At 47.4% G+C, this 18,616-nt stretch carries 13 protein-coding genes; 9 read left to right on the top strand and 4 right to left on the bottom strand.

Features of this window, described 5'->3' with window-relative positions; genetic code table 11:
* Nucleotides 1-41 precede the first annotated feature (41 nt).
* The gene (locus OCU35_RS02690) at nucleotides 42-1,307 is read left to right on the top strand and encodes a GntP family permease (protein WP_017032757.1); all 1,266 of its coding nucleotides are present in this window, start codon (nucleotides 42-44) and stop codon (nucleotides 1,305-1,307) included.
* Nucleotides 1,308-1,323: 16 nt separating this feature from the next.
* On the top strand, nucleotides 1,324-2,457 hold the full coding sequence (locus OCU35_RS02685) for a glycerate kinase (RefSeq protein ID WP_102328535.1): 1,134 nt from the start codon (nucleotides 1,324-1,326) through the stop codon (nucleotides 2,455-2,457).
* 77 nt (nucleotides 2,458-2,534) lie between these two features.
* Here OCU35_RS02685 and acnB read toward each other — a convergent pair whose 3' ends face one another.
* The 4 genes from acnB to hrpB form a co-directional block, all read right to left on the bottom strand.
* Complete coding sequence (acnB, locus tag OCU35_RS02680) at nucleotides 2,535-5,123, bottom strand: bifunctional aconitate hydratase 2/2-methylisocitrate dehydratase (RefSeq protein ID WP_017032759.1); 2,589 nt, start codon at nucleotides 5,121-5,123, stop codon at nucleotides 2,535-2,537.
* 240 nt (nucleotides 5,124-5,363) lie between these two features.
* Nucleotides 5,364-7,673, bottom strand: coding sequence for a patatin-like phospholipase family protein (locus OCU35_RS02675; protein ID WP_261825605.1), 2,310 nt, complete (start codon nucleotides 7,671-7,673; stop codon nucleotides 5,364-5,366).
* Nucleotides 7,674-7,743: 70 nt separating this feature from the next.
* Nucleotides 7,744-10,131, bottom strand: a complete 2,388-nt coding sequence (gene mrcB / locus OCU35_RS02670; protein WP_102328536.1) for a penicillin-binding protein 1B — start codon at nucleotides 10,129-10,131, stop codon at nucleotides 7,744-7,746.
* 60 nt (nucleotides 10,132-10,191) lie between these two features.
* Entirely contained in the window at nucleotides 10,192-12,666 is a 2,475-nt protein-coding gene (hrpB, locus tag OCU35_RS02665; protein WP_261825604.1) for an ATP-dependent helicase HrpB, read from the bottom strand.
* Between the two features lie 56 nt (nucleotides 12,667-12,722).
* On the opposite strand from hrpB, the gene sfsA reads away from it, so the two are divergent.
* The 7 genes from sfsA (at nucleotide 12,723) to panC (ending at nucleotide 18,599) form a co-directional block, all read left to right on the top strand.
* The gene (gene sfsA / locus OCU35_RS02660) at nucleotides 12,723-13,436 is read left to right on the top strand and encodes a DNA/RNA nuclease SfsA (RefSeq protein ID WP_102322169.1); all 714 of its coding nucleotides are present in this window, start codon (nucleotides 12,723-12,725) and stop codon (nucleotides 13,434-13,436) included.
* A gap of 140 nt (nucleotides 13,437-13,576) precedes the next feature.
* The gene (dksA, locus tag OCU35_RS02655) at nucleotides 13,577-14,023 is read left to right on the top strand and encodes an RNA polymerase-binding protein DksA (RefSeq protein ID WP_017028396.1); all 447 of its coding nucleotides are present in this window, start codon (nucleotides 13,577-13,579) and stop codon (nucleotides 14,021-14,023) included.
* 66 nt (nucleotides 14,024-14,089) lie between these two features.
* Nucleotides 14,090-14,977: a tRNA glutamyl-Q(34) synthetase GluQRS gene (gluQRS, locus tag OCU35_RS02650; protein WP_261825603.1), complete on the top strand. Its 888-nt coding sequence runs from the start codon at nucleotides 14,090-14,092 to the stop codon at nucleotides 14,975-14,977.
* A gap of 105 nt (nucleotides 14,978-15,082) precedes the next feature.
* Nucleotides 15,083-16,432 (top strand): polynucleotide adenylyltransferase PcnB, encoded by a 1,350-nt coding sequence (gene pcnB, locus OCU35_RS02645; protein ID WP_017028398.1) that lies wholly within the window; start codon nucleotides 15,083-15,085, stop codon nucleotides 16,430-16,432.
* Nucleotides 16,429-16,917: a 2-amino-4-hydroxy-6-hydroxymethyldihydropteridine diphosphokinase gene (gene folK, locus OCU35_RS02640; RefSeq protein WP_017028399.1), complete on the top strand. Its 489-nt coding sequence runs from the start codon at nucleotides 16,429-16,431 to the stop codon at nucleotides 16,915-16,917. Before pcnB ends, folK begins: the two co-directional genes overlap by 4 nt.
* Nucleotides 16,918-16,944: 27 nt before the next feature.
* On the top strand, nucleotides 16,945-17,739 hold the full coding sequence (gene panB, locus OCU35_RS02635; RefSeq protein ID WP_065210198.1) for a 3-methyl-2-oxobutanoate hydroxymethyltransferase: 795 nt from the start codon (nucleotides 16,945-16,947) through the stop codon (nucleotides 17,737-17,739).
* An 8-nt stretch (nucleotides 17,740-17,747) separates the two neighbouring features.
* Nucleotides 17,748-18,599 carry a pantoate--beta-alanine ligase gene (gene panC, locus OCU35_RS02630; RefSeq protein WP_261825602.1) on the top strand — a complete coding sequence of 284 codons (852 nt, stop codon included), beginning with the start codon at nucleotides 17,748-17,750 and terminating at the stop codon, nucleotides 18,597-18,599.
* Nucleotides 18,600-18,616: the final 17 nt, after the last annotated feature.

Genomic DNA, 18,616 nt, shown 5'->3' with positions numbered 1-18,616 from the left:
ATTTGCCGAAAAATTACAAATTGTTACTTGGGAAATATCACATGATTGAAGTTTCAACCCTCGGCGCACTTGCAGCACTTATTGTCGCTATCGCGCTGATCCTGAAGAAAGTTCCACCCGCCTACGGCATGATTATTGGTGCCTTAATTGGCGGTATTGTGGGTGGTGTATCACTAACAGATACCGTTGGCCTAATGATCGGTGGCGCTCAAGGCATAGTGACTGCGGTTCTGCGTATATTGGCTGCTGGTGTGTTAGCGGGTGTACTCATCGAGTCTGGCGCTGCCACCTCTATCGCCGAAACCATAGTTAAAAAAGTAGGTGAAACGCGAGCTCTACTGGCGCTAGCGGTAGCCACCATGATTTTGACGGCTGTTGGCGTATTCGTTGATGTGGCGGTGATTACTGTATCTCCAATTGCCCTAGCGATTGCTCATCGTGCAAACATCTCCAAGACAGCAATCTTGCTGGCAATGGTGGGTGGCGGTAAAGCAGGTAACGTTATGTCGCCAAACCCCAATGCAATTGCCGCCTCTGATGCGTTCAACGTTCCACTGACCTCTGTAATGGCAGCCGGCGTTATTCCTGGCCTATGTGGCATGCTATTGGCGTACTTTATCGCTAAGCGCTTAGTCAACAAGGGCAGCAAAGTTTCAGCATCTGAGATCGTCGCCGTTGATCATAGCAAGCTACCGTCATTTGGCGCTGCGATTGTTGCGCCTCTTGTCGCTATTGCTCTACTGGCACTTCGCCCTATTGCAGGCATTAACGTTGACCCTCTTATTGCACTACCTCTTGGCGGCCTTCTTGGTGCAGTGGTTATGGGGCGCTTCAAAGACTCTAACCAATTTGCGGTTGCGGGACTAAACCGCATGGCTCCAGTAGCGGTAATGCTTCTGGGTACAGGTACCCTAGCGGGCATCGTAGCTAACTCAGCATTAAAAGGTGGGCTTATCGATATCTTGACGGCGTCTGGTTTGCCTTCATACCTACTCGCGCCAATCTCTGGTGCCATGATGTCTCTTGCTACCGCTTCAACCACAGCCGGTACAGCCGTTGCGGCGAGCGTATTTAGCCACACTATTTTAGAGCTAGGTGTTCCCGCTCTTGCCGGTGCTGCAATGATTCACTCTGGTGCGACCGTTCTTGATCACATGCCACACGGCAGCTTCTTCCATGCTACCGGCGGTGCTGTGCATATGGGTATTCGTGAACGTCTAAAACTGATTCCTTACGAGTCTGCAGTAGGTCTGATGATCGCGTTTGTTTCTGTGATGATGTTCGGCGTATTTGGTCTGTTTGTTTAAGTTAAAGGGTTTCAAAATGAAAATTGTAATTGCTCCTGATTCATACAAAGAAAGCCTATCTGCAATGGGCGTAGCTCAAGCGATTGAAAACGGCTTCAAGCAAGTAATGCCAGACGCTGAATACATTAAACTACCGATGGCAGATGGCGGTGAAGGCACAGTTCAATCACTGGTTGATGCAACAAGTGGCTCTATCACTAAGCATCCTGTGATTGGCCCGCTAGGTGAGATCGTTGAAGGCTTTTACGGCATGCTAGGTGATGGCAAGACTGCGATCATCGAAATGGCAGCGGCCTCTGGTCTTGATTTAGTTGCTCCAGAGAAGCGCAATCCCTTAAAAACCACCACCTACGGTACCGGTGAGCTAATCAAGGCGGTATTAGATAAAGGTGTTGAGCATATTATTATTGGTATTGGTGGCAGCGCGACCAATGATGGTGGCCTAGGAATGGCTCAAGCTCTTGGCATCCGCATGCTAGATACTGAAGGCAACGAGCTTGGTTTTGGTGGTGGTGAGCTGTCAAAACTGGCAACCATAGATCTAAACGACCTAGATTCACGCCTACAAGACGTTCGCCTTGAGATTGCTTGTGACGTTGACAACCCATTGTGTGGCCCTAAAGGTGCCTCACATGTATTCGGGCCACAAAAAGGCGCAACACCAGAAATGGTTGAACAGTTAGACGCCAACCTTGCCCACTACGCAAGCATCATGAAAGAGCAACTAGGGGCAGACGTCATCAACCTACCTGGTGCGGGTGCTGCTGGTGGACTTGGCGCGGCGCTAGTGGGGCTACTCAATGCTGAACTTCGTCCTGGCATCAACATTGTCATGGATGCGGTTAATCTAGATAGCGTGGTTGCGGATGCAGACCTTGTGATTACCGGTGAAGGCCGTATTGATAGCCAAACCATTCACGGTAAAACGCCGATTGGTGTTGCTCGCACCGCCAAAAAACATAACCTACCCGTCATCGGCATTGCCGGCTGTCTCGCTGCAGATTGTGGTGTGGTTCATGGGCACGGTATCGACGCAGTGTTTTCGGTTGTGAATCGCGCGGTAGACCTGCCAACTGCATTGGCAGAAGCGGCTGAGAATATTGAACTCACCGCTCGCAATGTTGCCGCTCTGTATGCGATGAAACGCTAAGCGTATTCGTACTAGATAGAAGCAAAAAATAAGGCCGCTTGATAGCGGCCTTATTCATATCTGCTGTAAATCAGACGTTATGCTGGTTCTTGGAAAATCACCGTGTCTGCTTTTTCAGTGTACTGTCCCATACGATGGAAGTTCAGGTATCGATAGGTATCCGCTGCCGTCGCATCAATCTGCGATGAGTACTCTAGGTATTCTTCTTTGGTCGGAATACGACCTAAGATTGCACCGACTGCCGCAAGTTCTGCTGAAGCCAAGTAAACGTTCGCACCAGTACCTAAACGGTTCGGGAAGTTACGAGTAGACGTAGACATTACCGTTGCTTTGTCCGCAACGCGCGCCTGGTTACCCATACACAGTGAACAACCAGGAGTTTCGATACGAACCCCTGCACGTCCAAAGATGCCGTAGTAGCCTTCTTCTGTCAGTTGGTCACGGTCCATCTTAGTCGGTGGTGCTACCCAAAGACGGGTATCTAGCTGGCCGTTGAATTTCTCCAATAGCTTACCTGCAGCACGGAAGTGCCCAATATTGGTCATACATGAACCAATGAATACCTCATCGATATCAGTACCTTGTACTTCTGATAGTGGACGTGCATCATCAGGATCATTGGGTGCACACAAGATTGGCTCATCGATCTCAGCCAGATCAATCTCAATCACATGCTTATACTCAGCGTCTTTATCCGCTTCCATAAGCTCTGGATTATCTACCCACTCTTGCATAGCGGTAATGCGACGCTCAATAGTACGGCGGTCACCGTAACCTTCAGCGATCATCCACTTAAGCATAACGATGTTAGAGTTCAAGTACTCTTCGATAGACTCTTGAGAGAGCTTAACCGTACAACCGGCAGCGCTTCGCTCCGCAGACGCATCAGATAGCTCAAATGCCTGCTCTACGCTTAGATGTTCAACGCCCTCAATCTCAAGAACGCGACCAGAGAATTCATTGATCTTGCCTGCTTTCTCAACCGTGAGTAGACCTTGCTTGATGCCGTAATAAGGGATGGCATGAACCAGATCACGTAGCGTGATACCTGGCTTCATTTCGCCTTTAAAGCGCACCAAGATAGATTCAGGCATATCCAGTGGCATAACGCCCGTTGCTGCAGCAAAGGCCACAAGACCAGAACCTGCAGGGAAAGAGATACCTAGAGGGAAACGAGTATGTGAATCACCGCCCGTACCGACAGTATCAGGAAGCAACATACGGTTTAGCCATGAGTGGATAACACCATCACCAGGGCGAAGCGATACACCACCACGGTTCATGATGAAATCAGGTAGCGTATGATGAGTATTTACATCAACAGGTTTTGGATACGCTGATGTGTGACAGAAAGACTGCATCACAAGGTCAGCAGAGAAGCCCAAACATGCTAGGTCTTTTAGCTCATCACGCGTCATAGGGCCGGTTGTATCTTGAGAGCCCACTGTGGTCATTTTAGGTTCGCAGTATTGTCCTGCACGTACACCTTCTACGCCACAGGCTTTACCCACCATTTTCTGCGCTAGCGTGTAGCCTTTACTCGATGCCAATGGGTCAACAGGTTTAGCAAACAAATCAGTTTCTTCTAAGCCTAGAGATGTACGAGCACGGCTAGTCAAGCCACGACCCACAATCAGAGGGATACGCCCGCCTGCACGAACTTCATCAAGGAGTACTTTGCCTAGTTCAAACGTAGAGATTACCTCGCCGTTCTTATGCACTACACCTTCATATGGGAAGATATCAATGACATCTCCCATATTCATGCTTTGCACGTCCAGTTCAATTGGCAATGCACCTGAGTCTTCCATAGTGTTATAGAAAATAGGTGCGATCTTTCCACCTAAACAGATACCGCCAGTACGCTTGTTTGGCACGTTCGGAATATCGTCACCCATAAACCACAGCACAGAGTTTGTCGCTGATTTACGAGAAGAGCCTGTTCCAACAACATCACCAACGTAAGCTAATGGAATGCCATCTTTTTGCAGCTCTTCTATTTGGCGAATAGGGCCTACATTACCTTGCTCATCTGGATGGATGCCTTCGCGCTCCATCTTAAGCATGGCTTTTGCGTGCACAGGGATATCAGGACGTGACCATGCATCTGGTGCGGGAGACAAATCATCAGTGTTCGTCTCACCGGTCACCTTGAATACTTTAACGGTGATTTTCTCAGCAACTTTATCTTTTGAGGTAAACCACTCGGCATCCGCCCACGATTGAACCACTTGCTTAGCGAATTCATTACCCGCTTTTGCTTTCTCTTCTACATCGTAGAAGGCATCGAACATAAGCAGTGTATGAGAGAGTGCTTTTGTTGCGATAGGGGCCAGTTCAGAATCGTCTAACAAGCTAACGAGCGGTTCAATGTTGTAACCACCTTGCATTGTGCCAAGTAGCTCAGCCGCCTTTTGCTTGCTCACTAGCGGTGATTCAACCTCACCCTTAGTGATAGCTGTTAGAAAGCCCGCTTTAACGTAAGCGGCTTCATCTACGCCCGGTGGAATACGGTTTTCTAGAAGGTCTAAGATGAAGGTTTCTTCACCTTGAGGTGGGTTCTTAAGTAATTCAACAAGTGCAGCCACTTGTTCTGCGTCTAGGGGCTTTGGAACCACTCCCTGTTCAGCACGCTCAGCTACGTGTTTGCGATAAGCTTCAAGCACAACATCATTCCTCTGGTTGTGGTCTGTGAGCTGAAAAAGCTACAGACATCCTTTGATCAGACACCTTGTCCTATTGTCGTAATATTTCTGCAACACTTATGCATCGCAGTGAACAAGGGCCAAAATGGTGTACCGAGAATATCAAAATTAACCTTAAATTAAAATCTCGCCATTTTGACCAACATAGCAACTTAGGATGAAATTTTTTACAAATTGTGTCTGAAAATGCCTCCAGAGGCGTTATTTAAAGGCGGTGCCCATAATCAAATACACCGCAGCCATACCATCTTCAGTTTGACCATAGCCAAGAATAATCGGCCCGACAGGTGAATCTATTCCAGCAAATAATGAGCCTGCAACGAACATAGGCGCATCGCCAATATCTTTCTCAGGACCCGTCCACACACCACCATATTCAACCGAACCGCCTAAATAAACGGGAGATTGGAACATACCGAAGTCATTCTCAAACCACTGATAGCGATAAACCAACTTAGTAAAGGCCTTGTTTTGTCCTATCAAGCTGTTTCGTGGAATACCCGAAAGATTTTGAAAGCCCCCTAAATCATAAGGATCAATGGGTACGGCTCCTGAATTGTTTGCATCAAACAAACCGAGCTCTGCCGTTGCCACCAAAGAGTGCTTTTCGAAAAAGGTGGCAGCCCCCACTAAATCAACCTTATATTCATCCACCCTTTCATCTTCTTCTGTGGTTGCCCCCTGATCTTCTACAGAGTCAAATGAGCTAATGTACTCTAGATACACAAACGAACCTCGCGTTGGAAAAGATAAGCTATCTAACGTATCGTGCAGATACCTTGCATATAGAGCCTTTCTTTCAAATTTAGAGTTACCCACCGATGGCAGCGTAGACAGTTCTGCCTCACCGTTGGTGTATCGAAAACCAACCTTAATCTCATTCCACAATGCAGGCTGCAAACCAATACCTAAATCCGCCACAAACTGCCTATAACTTACAGGGATATAGTCCGTTGTTTTTGACAGATCATCGATATCTCCAGTAATGGATGCTAAAGCAACATTACGACCTTCATCAGTGTATTTGACCGTTAATGTGTTAAATAACAGTTGGTTAGCAAAAAATGGCGCATAGAGATCCGCAGAGACTAGCTTGTCAGTACCTAATTCAACGTTGGTTCTCAGCTCTGCACCTTGCCGACTGATGTCAGTAAAGTTGATAGACGCACCCAGTCCGTATTGACTCTCTGTTGTAAAATCATCTTCAAGATAGAATCTAAAATTCAGATAATTAGGGCCCCAATCCTTTTCATCAACACTGACTACTATGGCATTTTCGTGCTCTCTTTGTTCTACGCGGTAGGTGATTTTCTCGAAGCGATCCAAGGCATAGAGACGAGTGATCCCCTCTTCAATCTCTTCTGGGGTAGGCTGTTCATCAGTGGAAAGGTCTAGACGATGGCTCAAAATCTCAGGGTTGTAATGACTCTGATTTTGCACTTCAATCGCTTCAATAGGAATCTCATCTCCCATGATCAAAAGGTCAGCCTTAAGATCTTTGCTTCTGGTATACGCTGCGTACTCTTCCTCGGTAAGCGAGTAGCGCTGTAGCTTTTCGCGATTGGCCATCGCAGCTTCATACCCCAACTCATAAGCCTCGGGCATAGCGCTAAAATCAGTCGTACCTATTTCACCTACCTTTGGTTTCAAATAGGTATCATCTGCTGTCAGTAATTCGGCTTTTTCTAACGTGCCGCGTTGCACTAAGTAGTTAGAAAGCTGCCCACCCACATCCAAAAAGCTTCTCAGCTCTTCTTTGCTTTTGTAATTACTCGAGATATCGACGGCTATAACGTAGTCCGCTCCCATATCCTTAGCGAGATCGACAGGCATGTTATTCACTACGCCACCATCGACCAACATTCTCCCGTTGACTTCATAGGGAGGCAGTGCGCCCGGCACAGACATAGACGCCATCATGGCATCCACCAGATAGCCTTTATCAATGACCACTTCTTCAAGCTCGACGATATCGGTTGCCACCGCGCGGTAGCGTATCGCCATATTATCAAAGGAATCCATTGCAGGAGGGTTGCGAGACGTTTCACGCAAGATACGCAGCATGCCCTGCCCTTGCACAACGCCTTTTGGGGTTTTGATGGTGCCCATACCAACACCTAGGTCGGTATTAATCTGGTAGCGATCTTCGTATTCTTTGTCGCGTAGGCGACGATCCGAGCGGTTTACTTGGTCGCGATAACCCGAGTTCCAGTCAACTGTCGTTAGGTAACCTTTGATTTGATCGGCACTTTGCCCGGTAGCATAGAGCCCGCCAACGTACGAACCCATACTAGTGCCGGTGATGATATCAACAGGAATTCGCATCTCTTCAAGGGCTTTAAGCACCCCTATGTGAGCAGCACCTTTTGCCCCGCCACCAGCGAGCACTACGCCAATGGTAGGTCTGGAATTTGATTTAACTTGTTTAGACTCTGCTGTGGATGCAGATTGCGCCTGTACAGTAAAAGCAAAAACTGCACATATGCCGACAAGGAATGTGTTACGAAGCAATTGATATTCCTATAAATCCGTTTACTAGAATACCTTTAAATCTAACACACTTTGTGACAAATCATTGGCCCTACCAAGGTAATATTTTTTTAAACCAAGGCTTTGCGTTAGATTCACACTCCTCGAGCGCCAAACCACTCTCATCCCAAACAGGGAGTTTGAAGTCGCTGCTGCAATCTACTGCTAGGCTACCATCGTCCAATTTACGGTATCCCAGTGTACGAATGCCTTTTGGCCAAGGCAGACTAAGCACCTCAGGCTCTCGATGTTTTAGGTAGTCGGCATACACTCGCAAAGCGCCCGAAGAGCCCGTCAAATACGCTTGTTGGTTATCATCACGTCCAACCCAAAGAGTCACCACTTCTCTGCCATCCACGCCAACAAACCAACTGTCACGCCCATCATTACTGGTGCCGGTTTTACCCGCGAGCGCATAGCGAGAATAATTAGCAGAGAGATAGCGCCCCGATCCCTCAGTTACTACCTTCTTCATCGCAAAGGTGGTAAGCCAAGCGGCTTGCTCAGGCACTACCTGCTGAGCACGAGGAAAGGATTGATAAAGAACCTCATCATCTTGATTCTTCACCACTCGCAGAGCGCTCAATGGCACTTTTCGCCCAGAATTAGTTAATGATTGATACATCTGCGCCACTTGATAAGGCGTTAACGAAAATGCCCCAAGGAACATCGAAGGCAGAGGACGAACCTCATCTTCACCTACCCCGAGTTTTTCAATGGTTTGTTGCACGTTTCTAATACCCAGCGTCATACCCAGTTGCACTGTGGGTACATTCAAGGACTGAGCCAGTGAGCGATAGAGCGGTACGTTACCTCGAAACTTTCTATCAAAGTTTCTTGGTGTCCAGTTACTTCCCTTATTTCCTTTGAGTGAGATAGGCTCATCCACTAAAGTGCTCGCCAATCGATACTTATCCGGCTGCATCAACGCATCTAAATAAACCGCAGGCTTAACCAAAGAGCCGATCTGACGAGAAGCATTCAATGCACGGTTAAATCCATCATAGCCAGTGCGCCTGCCGCCGACCATGGCGCGAATTTCACCCGTTTGTCTGTCCACGGCAATGGCTGCTGCTTCTAGTTGTTCTGGCTTGCCTTTCTCCAGCCTTGGCAGGGTTTCTGTCACGGCTTTTTCCAGCATTGACTGAGACACAGGGTCTAAGGTGGTAAATAAGCGCAGCCCTGCATGTTGCTGAAAGTCTTCACCAACATACTCATTTAGCTCGTTCTTAAGCTGTTGGAAATAAGCGGGCTGCCTGCTGGCAATCTGTGGTGTCTTTTGCAGATCCAGATCTCTGCTGACCGCTTGTTGGTACTGATCGGAATCAAGCGTCCCTTGTTCAAACAAGAGTTTAAGGATCAAATCTCTGCGATCTTTGGCGCGCTCTGGATTACGAATAGGGTTGTAATACGATGGTCCCTTTACCAATCCAACCAGCATGGCCATTTGGTCAATGCGCAGCTCTTGGATAGGTTGCCCAAAGTAGAAACGAGCCGCTAAGCCAAAGCCGTGTATTGCCTCACCGGCACTTTGTCCAAGATAGACCTCATTCAGGTACGCTTCTAGGATTCGGTCTTTGTCATAGCGATGGTCGATAATGAGAGCGATTAAGGCCTCGCGCACCTTACGTACTAGGGTCTTTTCTCTGGTCAAAAATAGATTCTTGCTTAGCTGCTGCGTCAAAGTACTGCCACCTTGCACCGCACGCCCAGCTTTAAGGTTTACCACAAAAGCGCGTGCGATTGCGGTAAGTGAGACACCATCATGCTGATAAAAGTCGCGATCTTCCGTGGTTAACAGGGCGTCAATCAAAAACTCTGGATAGTCCTGTCGTTTTACAAACAGTCGCTGCTCCGTGACATCTTTTTCCAGCATACCGAGCATCTTCGGCTCAAGGCGTAAAAAGCCCAACTGTGCTTTCTTCTCTACCGATTCAATCTTGGTAACGCTTGAGCTATCAAAATGGAGCATGACATGACGCTCAGCCTCTGGGCCATCCTGAAACTCAAACGGGCGACGAATGAGCTCTATCTTAGTGCTAGAGGCGGAATACTCCCCAGGGAATTTAGGATTGCGTACCTTACGATAATGTAAAACATCCAACTCTTTTAGCATCTGAGAGTGGGTGATCTCGGTACCTGGAGCGAGGTTTAATATACGCGCATAGACGACGGTAGGCAGGTCGAACAGCTGCCCATCAAAGCGGCGCTCTACTATCGTATTCAGATAGATCATTACAAAGGCAAGCACTGCAAACCCGGTAAGCCCAAGCTTCCAGGTAATGCCCCAAAGCTTCTTTAGCCAGGAGCGAGGAGCCTTTTTATTGGCTTTGCTGTTCTTTGAAGCAGGCTTTCTCGGGGCTGCTTTTTTTGCCGGTGTCTTTTTGGCTTGTGGCTTCTTCACCTGACGACTTTTTGGCGGAGTCCGTTTCTCTGGCACGCTATGATTCCATTTATTATTTAATGACTCAGCATTGAGGTTTATGGCCCCTATCTGAGGTTACTTAAGATGACGTTTCGTTTTACTGGTGGCTTGGTGTGAGGCAGGGTCATCTGGCCACGGGTGCTTAGGATAGCGACCCTTCATCTCTTTTTGCACCTCTTTATAGGCTCCATTCCAGAAACCGGCGAGGTCTTGAGTGACCTGCAATGGCCTTTGCGCAGGAGAGAGTAATTCAAGTGTCACCTTAACTCTACCTTGCGCCACCGTTGGCGACTGAGGCTCACCAAACATTTCTTGAAGCTTGACCGATAGCTTAGGGTTTTGCCCCTCACTGTAGTGAATCGCTTTTGTCGAACCAGAAGGCACCTTTAAAGCCTTAGGCAGTAAGGTATTAATTTCTTGGTTTAAAGGCCAGCCTAATTCAGCATTAAGAATATCCAGCATATTCAAGCGTTGTAGGGCTTTTACCGAGCGAACATTATCAAGGTAGGGTAATAACCAGCTCTCTAAGTTATTTAATAGCCCTTGCTCGCTCCAATCTGGCCACTCTTTCTCAGGAAGCCAAGCCATTGCGCAGTTAACGCGACTTCGTAGCGCCTCAGAATCCTTGCTCCAAGGCAGTATCTGCAAGCCCTTTTTAACAATGTAATTCAGTAGCCCTTTCGCCAACACCTGAGGCGATATCTCAGAGGGTGAAATAGGTTTACGCTTGATCACCAACTGACCGATTCGAGTTTGATGCTCGGCAAGCATAGCCTGCTTTTCATTACTCCATTGCACCACGTCCTCTTCTTCAAGACGATGGTAAGTCTCAAGCTCAGACAAGCTAATGCTTGCGGCGGCTAATATGCGACTGGCCGACTGACGCCCCTTTTGCAGGTTGGCAACCGCTAAGTACTCATCGCTAGATAAGCGGCTATTCTCATCCACAAACGCGCCATGACCGGAGGCAAGTTGGTACTGATTACCGCTTAAAGAGCGTCGCTGCCCGAGACGATCAGGATAAGCAAAACTTAGGCACACGCCTACCTGGTCTGTCTGTATCGAGGCAACTGAAAACTTACGATGACACCTTGATGCTAAACTCTCTACTCTTCTTTTTAGCACGCCTTGCTTAGGGTGCTTCCTCTGTGCAAACAGGGCAACTTGAAATGCGATATCATCACTATTTCTCAGCGGCTCTTCCAATACTGCTGAGGTCACCAAGGCGGTATCAAAAAGCGCATCAGGCGCGCGTGAAAGCATGGCGCCCAAACGAGGTTCTACACCTAATTGTAGAGTTCGTCTCCCTTGCTGAGTCAGGGTTAAGTCAGAAGTAAGTAAGGTTAGGCGTTGCAATAAATCACTAGCAGCATTTATCGCAGCGGGTGACGGTTGGTCAACACATTGCAGCACCGTAAGGTCGCTACTTCCCCACAGCACCGCTTCAAGCATCAGAGGTGCTAAATCAGAGCGTAATATCTCTGGCGTGGTGTGCGATGGATTTTGATTGAATTGAGATTCAGAAAAAAGCCTTACGCAAACCCCAGGCTCTGTTCGCCCTGCACGTCCTGCACGTTGGATGGCAGATGATTGTGATATCCATTTTTGTTCAAGGCGAGTAATACCACTACTCAAGTCAAAGCTCGCGCGGTTCTCAAGACCTGAATCAATAACGATCCTTACTCCCTCAATAGTCAGCGAGGTTTCTGCAATATTGGTGGTTAATACCACCTTTCTTTCGCCCTTACTGCACGGCTGTATGGCCTGCTGTTGAGCGGCAAAATCCAAGCCACCATGCAAGGGAAGTACCTTGAGTCCGTTAACCTGTGATAGCTCATTGCTCAGGGATTCCAAGCAAGCATTGATGAGGCCAACACTGGGTAAGAAAACAAGAATCGAGCCTGCCTCTTCGTTTATCGCTTTGATGCTTTGCTGACAAATATGCGCGATGAGATTTTGATTTGGCTTAAGCGGGGCGTATCGCTGTTCAATAGGGTAGCCTCGTCCTTGTGAGGTGTGAATCGCCGCATCAGGCATAATGGAGTGCAGACCAGCTTGATCGAGCGTCGCCGACATCACAATGATCTTAAGCTGTTCATTGAATACTTGCTGCACCTCAAGTGCCAAGGCTAAGCCGAGATCAGCATGGATACTCCTTTCGTGAAACTCATCAAATAGCAGAAGTTCAACGTCACTCAGCTCTGGATCAGATTGAATCATGCGAGTAAGGACGCCCTCAGTGACTATTTCAAGCCGAGTAGAAGCACTGGTTTTGCTCTCACCACGGATTCGATAACCCACTCGCTGACCGACTGGCTCGCCAAGCTGTTTTGCAATAAAAGTGGCAATACTCTTCGCCGCGAGTCTTCTTGGCTCAAGCATAATTATCTTGCCCTGCCATTGTGGGTCCAGGAGCAACTGCAATGGCAAAAAGGTCGATTTGCCTGCGCCAGGGGGCGCTTGAATAATCAGCTGAGAGTTGAGCTTAAGAGAGGCGGTAATATCCTCTAAAATTGCGCCGATAGGCAGATTGGATAGTGCTTGAGTCAAGAGAAGGGCCTATGCCATGATGTGTCCTTGGTCAATTCTACCCAAATGATTTAGAAATGGAATTTTCTCCTGCTTTACAAAGTGGCACTTTAATCAAGCGTTATAAGCGCTTTCTTGCCGACCTTTCATTAGATGACGGTTCTGAGCTCACTATCCATTGTGCTAATACTGGGGCAATGACAGGATGCGCCGAGCCGGGCAATAGGGTGTGGTTCTCTACCTCTGATAACCCTAAACGTAAATATCCCAATAGTTGGGAGTTAACAGAGACACTAGCGGGACATCGTATATGCGTTAATACCCTACGCGCCAATGCACTGGCTATTGAAGGCATAAAAGAAGGCGCTATCAAGGAACTGTCTGGCTATGAAGAGCTCAAAACCGAACAGAAATATGGCTCAGAGAATAGTCGTATTGATGTTTTATTACGCTCAACGGATAAAGCCGACTGCTATATTGAAGTAAAGAGCGTCACCTTACTTTCTAATGATGAAGGCTTGGGACAATTTCCAGATGCAGTAACGACTCGAGGACAAAAACACCTTAGAGAGTTGATCGAGATAACAGAATCAGGGCAAAGAGCCGTACTTTTGTTTATTGTTTTACATTCGGGTATTGAAAAGGTGTCCCCTGCAACCCATATTGATGAGCATTATTCAACTTTACTTAAACAAGCGCAAAAAGCCGGTGTTGAAGTACTTTGTTACAATGCAGTTCTATCGGTTGATCAGATGAAGATCTCTCACAAGTTGCCATTTTACGGGCTGTAAAATGACGAATTGTTCACAGTTATTCGTACATCTAGAAATGTAATTAACAGACTCGTTGCTAAAACAAGGACTTTTTGCTATAGATACCCGCCTTAAATTAAGCCACTTAGTGGTTTAATAAGGTTATTAGGAGATGCGGTATGCCAGAATCTAAGAAAAAAGCGCTAGGTATTCTAGCCATAGCAGGTGTTGAGCCGTACCAAGAAAAAGCTGGTGAAGAATACATGTCACCAGAGCAGATGGCTCACTTTACAAAAATTTTAGGAGCTTGGCGCGACCAATTGCGTGAAGAAGTAGAACGTACAGTTGTACACATGCAAGACGAAGCGGCAAACTTCCCAGACCCTGTAGACCGTGCGTCTCAGGAAGAAGAGTTCAGCTTAGAGTTACGTAACCGTGACCGAGAGCGTCGCTTGATCAAAAAGATCGAGAAAACTCTAAACAAGATCGAAGAAGACGAATTCGGCTTCTGTGACTCTTGTGGTGTTGAAATTGGCATTCGCCGTCTAGAAGCTCGCCCAACAGCAGACCTTTGCATTGATTGCAAAACGCTAGCTGAGCTTAAAGAAAAGCAGATGCAAGGCTAACGCCAACAAAGCAATAGTTTAAACTAAAGGGAGCCTAGGCTCCCTTTTTCAGTCATAAGTGTTTGTATGGATTACGTTGGACGTTTCGCCCCCTCCCCTTCTGGCCCTTTGCATTTCGGCTCACTAGTCGCCGCACTGGGTAGCTATTTCCAAGCTAAAAGCCAACACGGAACCTGGTTAGTCCGTATGGAAGACCTTGATCCACCAAGAGAAATGCCAGGTGCCGCTGATCTTATTCTAAAAACCCTAGAAGCCTATCATCTCTTCTGGGATGGCGAGGTCGTGTATCAAAGCCAACGACATCCCATTTATCAATCACAGATAGAAGAGTGGCTCACGCAGCAAGAAGCCTACTATTGCCAATGCACTCGCAAGCAGATAAAAGCCGATGGCGGGTATTATCTTGGTCACTGTAGAGATAAGCACCTTCAAGCTGAAGGCTGCGCGGTTCGTATTAAGGTTGATACCCCAATCACAGAATTTTACGACCTCAAGCATGGGCGAATTGCTATACCTCAAGCCATTGCCGAAGAAGACTTTATCATTAAGCGTCGTGACGGCTTATACGCGTATAACCTTGCTGTGGTGATTGACGATATTGAACAAGGTGTGACTGAAATAGTGCGTGGCGCCGATCTCATCGAACCCACGGGGCGACAAATTGGTTTGTATAACACCCTTGGAAAAACACCCATACAGTATTTGCACTTACCACTAGCGGTCACTGAAAATGGCGCCAAGCTCTCTAAGCAAAACCATGCCGAGGGTATTAGCCTAGATAACCCTATTCCGACCTTGCTTGAGGCAATGCAATTTTTAGGTTTTTCTCTGCCTGAAGGTATGGATAGCGCCAAAATTGATGAAATCATCGCCTGGGGAATTGAGCATTGGCACTTAACTCAGCTTCCAGAAGCGACTCAAATCACAACCTTGTTCTCAAATCGCGTCAGCTAGGCTATTATATGCGCGGATTTGAAGCTGATTCAGACCAAACCTTTATTGAGTGCAACACTAGTTATTGCGCTCTCGTTCCTACTAAAAAAGAAACCGACATACTCGATGACATCTGATTTCGATACCAATAACTCAGTTGGGAAAATAGACCTTACTATCTACCCAAGAGACAAACACAATATCTCAAGAGAGCATATCAGTGAGAATGCACTCAAGGTATTGTATCGATTACAAAAAGCTGGATACGATGCGTTTTTAGTAGGCGGTGGCGTTCGCGACCTTCTTTTAGATAAATCGCCCAAAGACTTTGATATCGCCACCAATGCGACCCCAGAGCAAATCAAACAACTGTTTCGTAACTGCCGCTTGATTGGCCGCCGCTTTAGACTGGCACACATCATATTTGGCCGAGACATTATTGAAGTGGCAACTTTTCGTGGCCATCATCAAGAGCCTGAGAAACAAACTGCGGTTCAATCTGATGAAGGCATGCTGCTGCGTGATAACGTTTACGGCAGCATAGACGAAGATGCTGAGCGTCGCGATTTCACTATCAACGCAATGTATTACAACATTGCCGATTACTCTATCCATGACTATGCCAATGGCATGCAGGACTTAAACGAAGGTATGGTTCGCCTTATCGGTGATGCAGAGGTTCGCTATCGCGAAGACCCTGTGCGTATGCTTCGTGCGATTCGTTTTGCGTCTAAGTTAGACATGGATATCAGCTTTGAAACTGCCAATCCAATCAACTATCTTGCGCCTTTGCTTCAGGGTATTCCTGCGGCACGTCTGTATGAAGAATCTCTCAAGTTACTTCAATCCGGCCACGGTTTAGATACCTATGACCTGCTGCGTGAGTTTGGTTTGTTTGAGCACTTGTTCCCACAAGTGGCAGAGCTATTTACCGAAGAAGAAAATTCAAAGGCTGAGCTCATGATTGAGCTGGTACTGGAATCAACAGACCAACGCATTGCTGAAGGCAAGCGGGTCAATCCAGCCTTCATGTTTGCGGCTATGTTGTGGTACCCGCTAGAAGCCTATGCTGCGCGCCTTATGGCAGAGCAAGGCATGAGCGAATACGATGCCATGATGGTTGCTGGCAACCATATTCTTGATGAACAAGTTCGCAGCACGGCAATCCCACGTCGCCATACCGCAACCATTAGAGAAGTATGGCAACTGCAGTCTCGCCTAGAGCGCCGCTCGGGTAAGAGAGCCTTCCGCCTGCTTGAGTTGAACAAATTCCGCGCCGGATTCGACTTCCTTGAGATGCGTGGCGAAGTTGAACAAGGCGATACGCAAAAACTCGCTCAGTGGTGGCATACCTTCCAGCACTCTGGTCGAAACATGCGCCAAGCTATGGTGAATGATCTTGCGAGTGGTGGTAAATCAGGTAGCGCACGTCGCCGTCGCCCTGCAAAGAAAAAGCCGAAGAAAACTAATTCATGATTAATGCGTATATTGCAGTAGGAAGCAATCTTGGTGATCCTGTCGCTCAAGCAAAACAAGCGATAGAAAGCCTTAGAGATCTTCCTCGCAGCCGTGTTATTCAGGCGTCATCGCTGTATAGCAGCACGCCTATGGGTCCTCAAAATCAGCCCGATTACATTAACGCTGTCGTTAAAATAGAAACTGAACTACAGCCTCTAGAGCTTCTCGATAACACTCAGAAGATAGAGAATGAGCAGGGGCGCGTGCGCAAAGAGGAGCGCTGGGGACCTCGAACTCTTGACCTCGATATTATCCTTTACGGCGATGAGACCATCGACCAGCCACGCTTAGTGGTACCTCACTACGGTATGCGAGAACGAGAGTTTGTGCTTTATCCTCTTCTAGAAATTGAACCTAATTTAATACTTCCCGACGGAAGTGCACTGAGCCAACTGATTGAGTCTGTAGACAGAAATGGGTTGCAAGTGTGGGACCGAAACTAAGTCCAGCTTCCCGTAAAAGGCCTAGAAATGAAAAAAGTAACCATCAATACGCTAATGAAGCTTAAAGAAGAGGGTCGTAAATTCGCCTCTTCAACCGCTTATGACGCAAGCTTTGCTCAACTATTCGAACAACAAGAGATGCCAGTCCTATTGGTCGGCGACTCTTTAGGAATGGTGCTTCAGGGCAAACCGGATACACTTCCTGTTACCGTTGAAGAGGTAGCCTATCACACGCGCTGCGTTAGAGCGGGTAGCCCAAACTGTCTACTTATGGCGGATATGCCATTCATGAGTTACGCAACGCCTCAGCAAGCCTGCTTAGAAGCGGCAAAACTGATGCAAGCGGGTGCCAACATGGTCAAACTGGAAGGCGGCTCTTGGCTAGCTGAAACAGTGCGCATGTTGACAGAACGTGCAGTACCAGTATGTGCTCACTTAGGATTAACGCCACAATCAGTGAATATCTTTGGTGGCTTCAAGGTTCAAGGTCGTGAGCAAGAGCAAGCTGACCAGATGGTGAAAGATGCACTAGAGCTTCAAGCCGCAGGTGCACAAATTATCTTATTAGAATGTATCCCGGCAGAGCTTGCAGAGCGTATCACTAACGCCTTGAACGTTCCTGTTATTGGTATTGGTACTGGTAATGTAACGGATGGCCAAATTCTCGTTATGCACGATATGTTCGGTATTTCGGCTAACTACATGCCTAAGTTCTCAAAGAACTTCCTAGCTGAAACCGGTGACATGCGCAGCGCGGTAGCAAAATACATCTCAGATGTTGAAAGCGGTGCATTCCCAGGCCCAGACCACACCATCGCCTAGGAGTTAACATGCTTACGATTGAAAACACGACTCAGCTTCGCGAGCAGATTCGTAGCTATAAGCGTGACGGCAAAACCATTGGCTTTGTGCCTACGATGGGCAACCTTCATCAAGGGCACCTCACTCTGGTTCGTAAAGCACAACAGATTGCCGATGTTGTTGTGGTCAGCATTTTTGTTAACCCAATGCAGTTTGGCAATCCTGATGACTTGCAAAACTACCCAAGAACGATGGAGCAAGACCTTGCTTTTCTGAAAGAGCTAGGTACTGACTTAGTCTTTACTCCAACGCCTGAGATCATGTATCCAAAGGGATTGGACAAGCAGACCTTTGTCGAAGTACCTCTATTATCAAGCATGCTCGAAGGCGCTTCGCGTCCAGGTCACTTTCGCGGTGTCGCCACTATCGTGACTAAGCTATTCAACCTAGTAAGCCCTGACGTTGCGTGTTTTGGAGAAAAAGACTTTCAGCAAGTGGCGGTAATTCGTCAAATGGTTGAAGACCTAGCAATGGATATCAATATTGTTCCTGTATCTACGGTACGTGAGCAAGATGGCCTTGCTATGAGTTCGCGCAATAACCGATTAACCACAGACGAGCGCAAGGTCGCGCCAGCTCTGGCGAAAATCATGCTTGAAATGGCTGATAGGATTTTACTGGATCCTACGGATGCAAAAGCTGTTATCGCATTTGGTGAGCAAGCCATTACTGAGGCTGGAATGAAGCCAGATGAGTTGTTTATTCGTGATGCTCATACACTCGAAGAGGTCACCTCCTCGACCGAAGAAGCCGTTGTACTCGTTGCAGCCTTTCTTGGCGCGGTAAGACTTATCGACAACAAGCTTGTTGAACTGAGTTAATTCAGCCCAGTCACTAA

This window comes from Vibrio breoganii (assembly GCF_024346795.1).
GTDB lineage: Bacteria > Pseudomonadota > Gammaproteobacteria > Enterobacterales > Vibrionaceae > Vibrio > Vibrio breoganii.
This window is presented reverse-complemented; position numbering and strand designations above follow the sequence as displayed.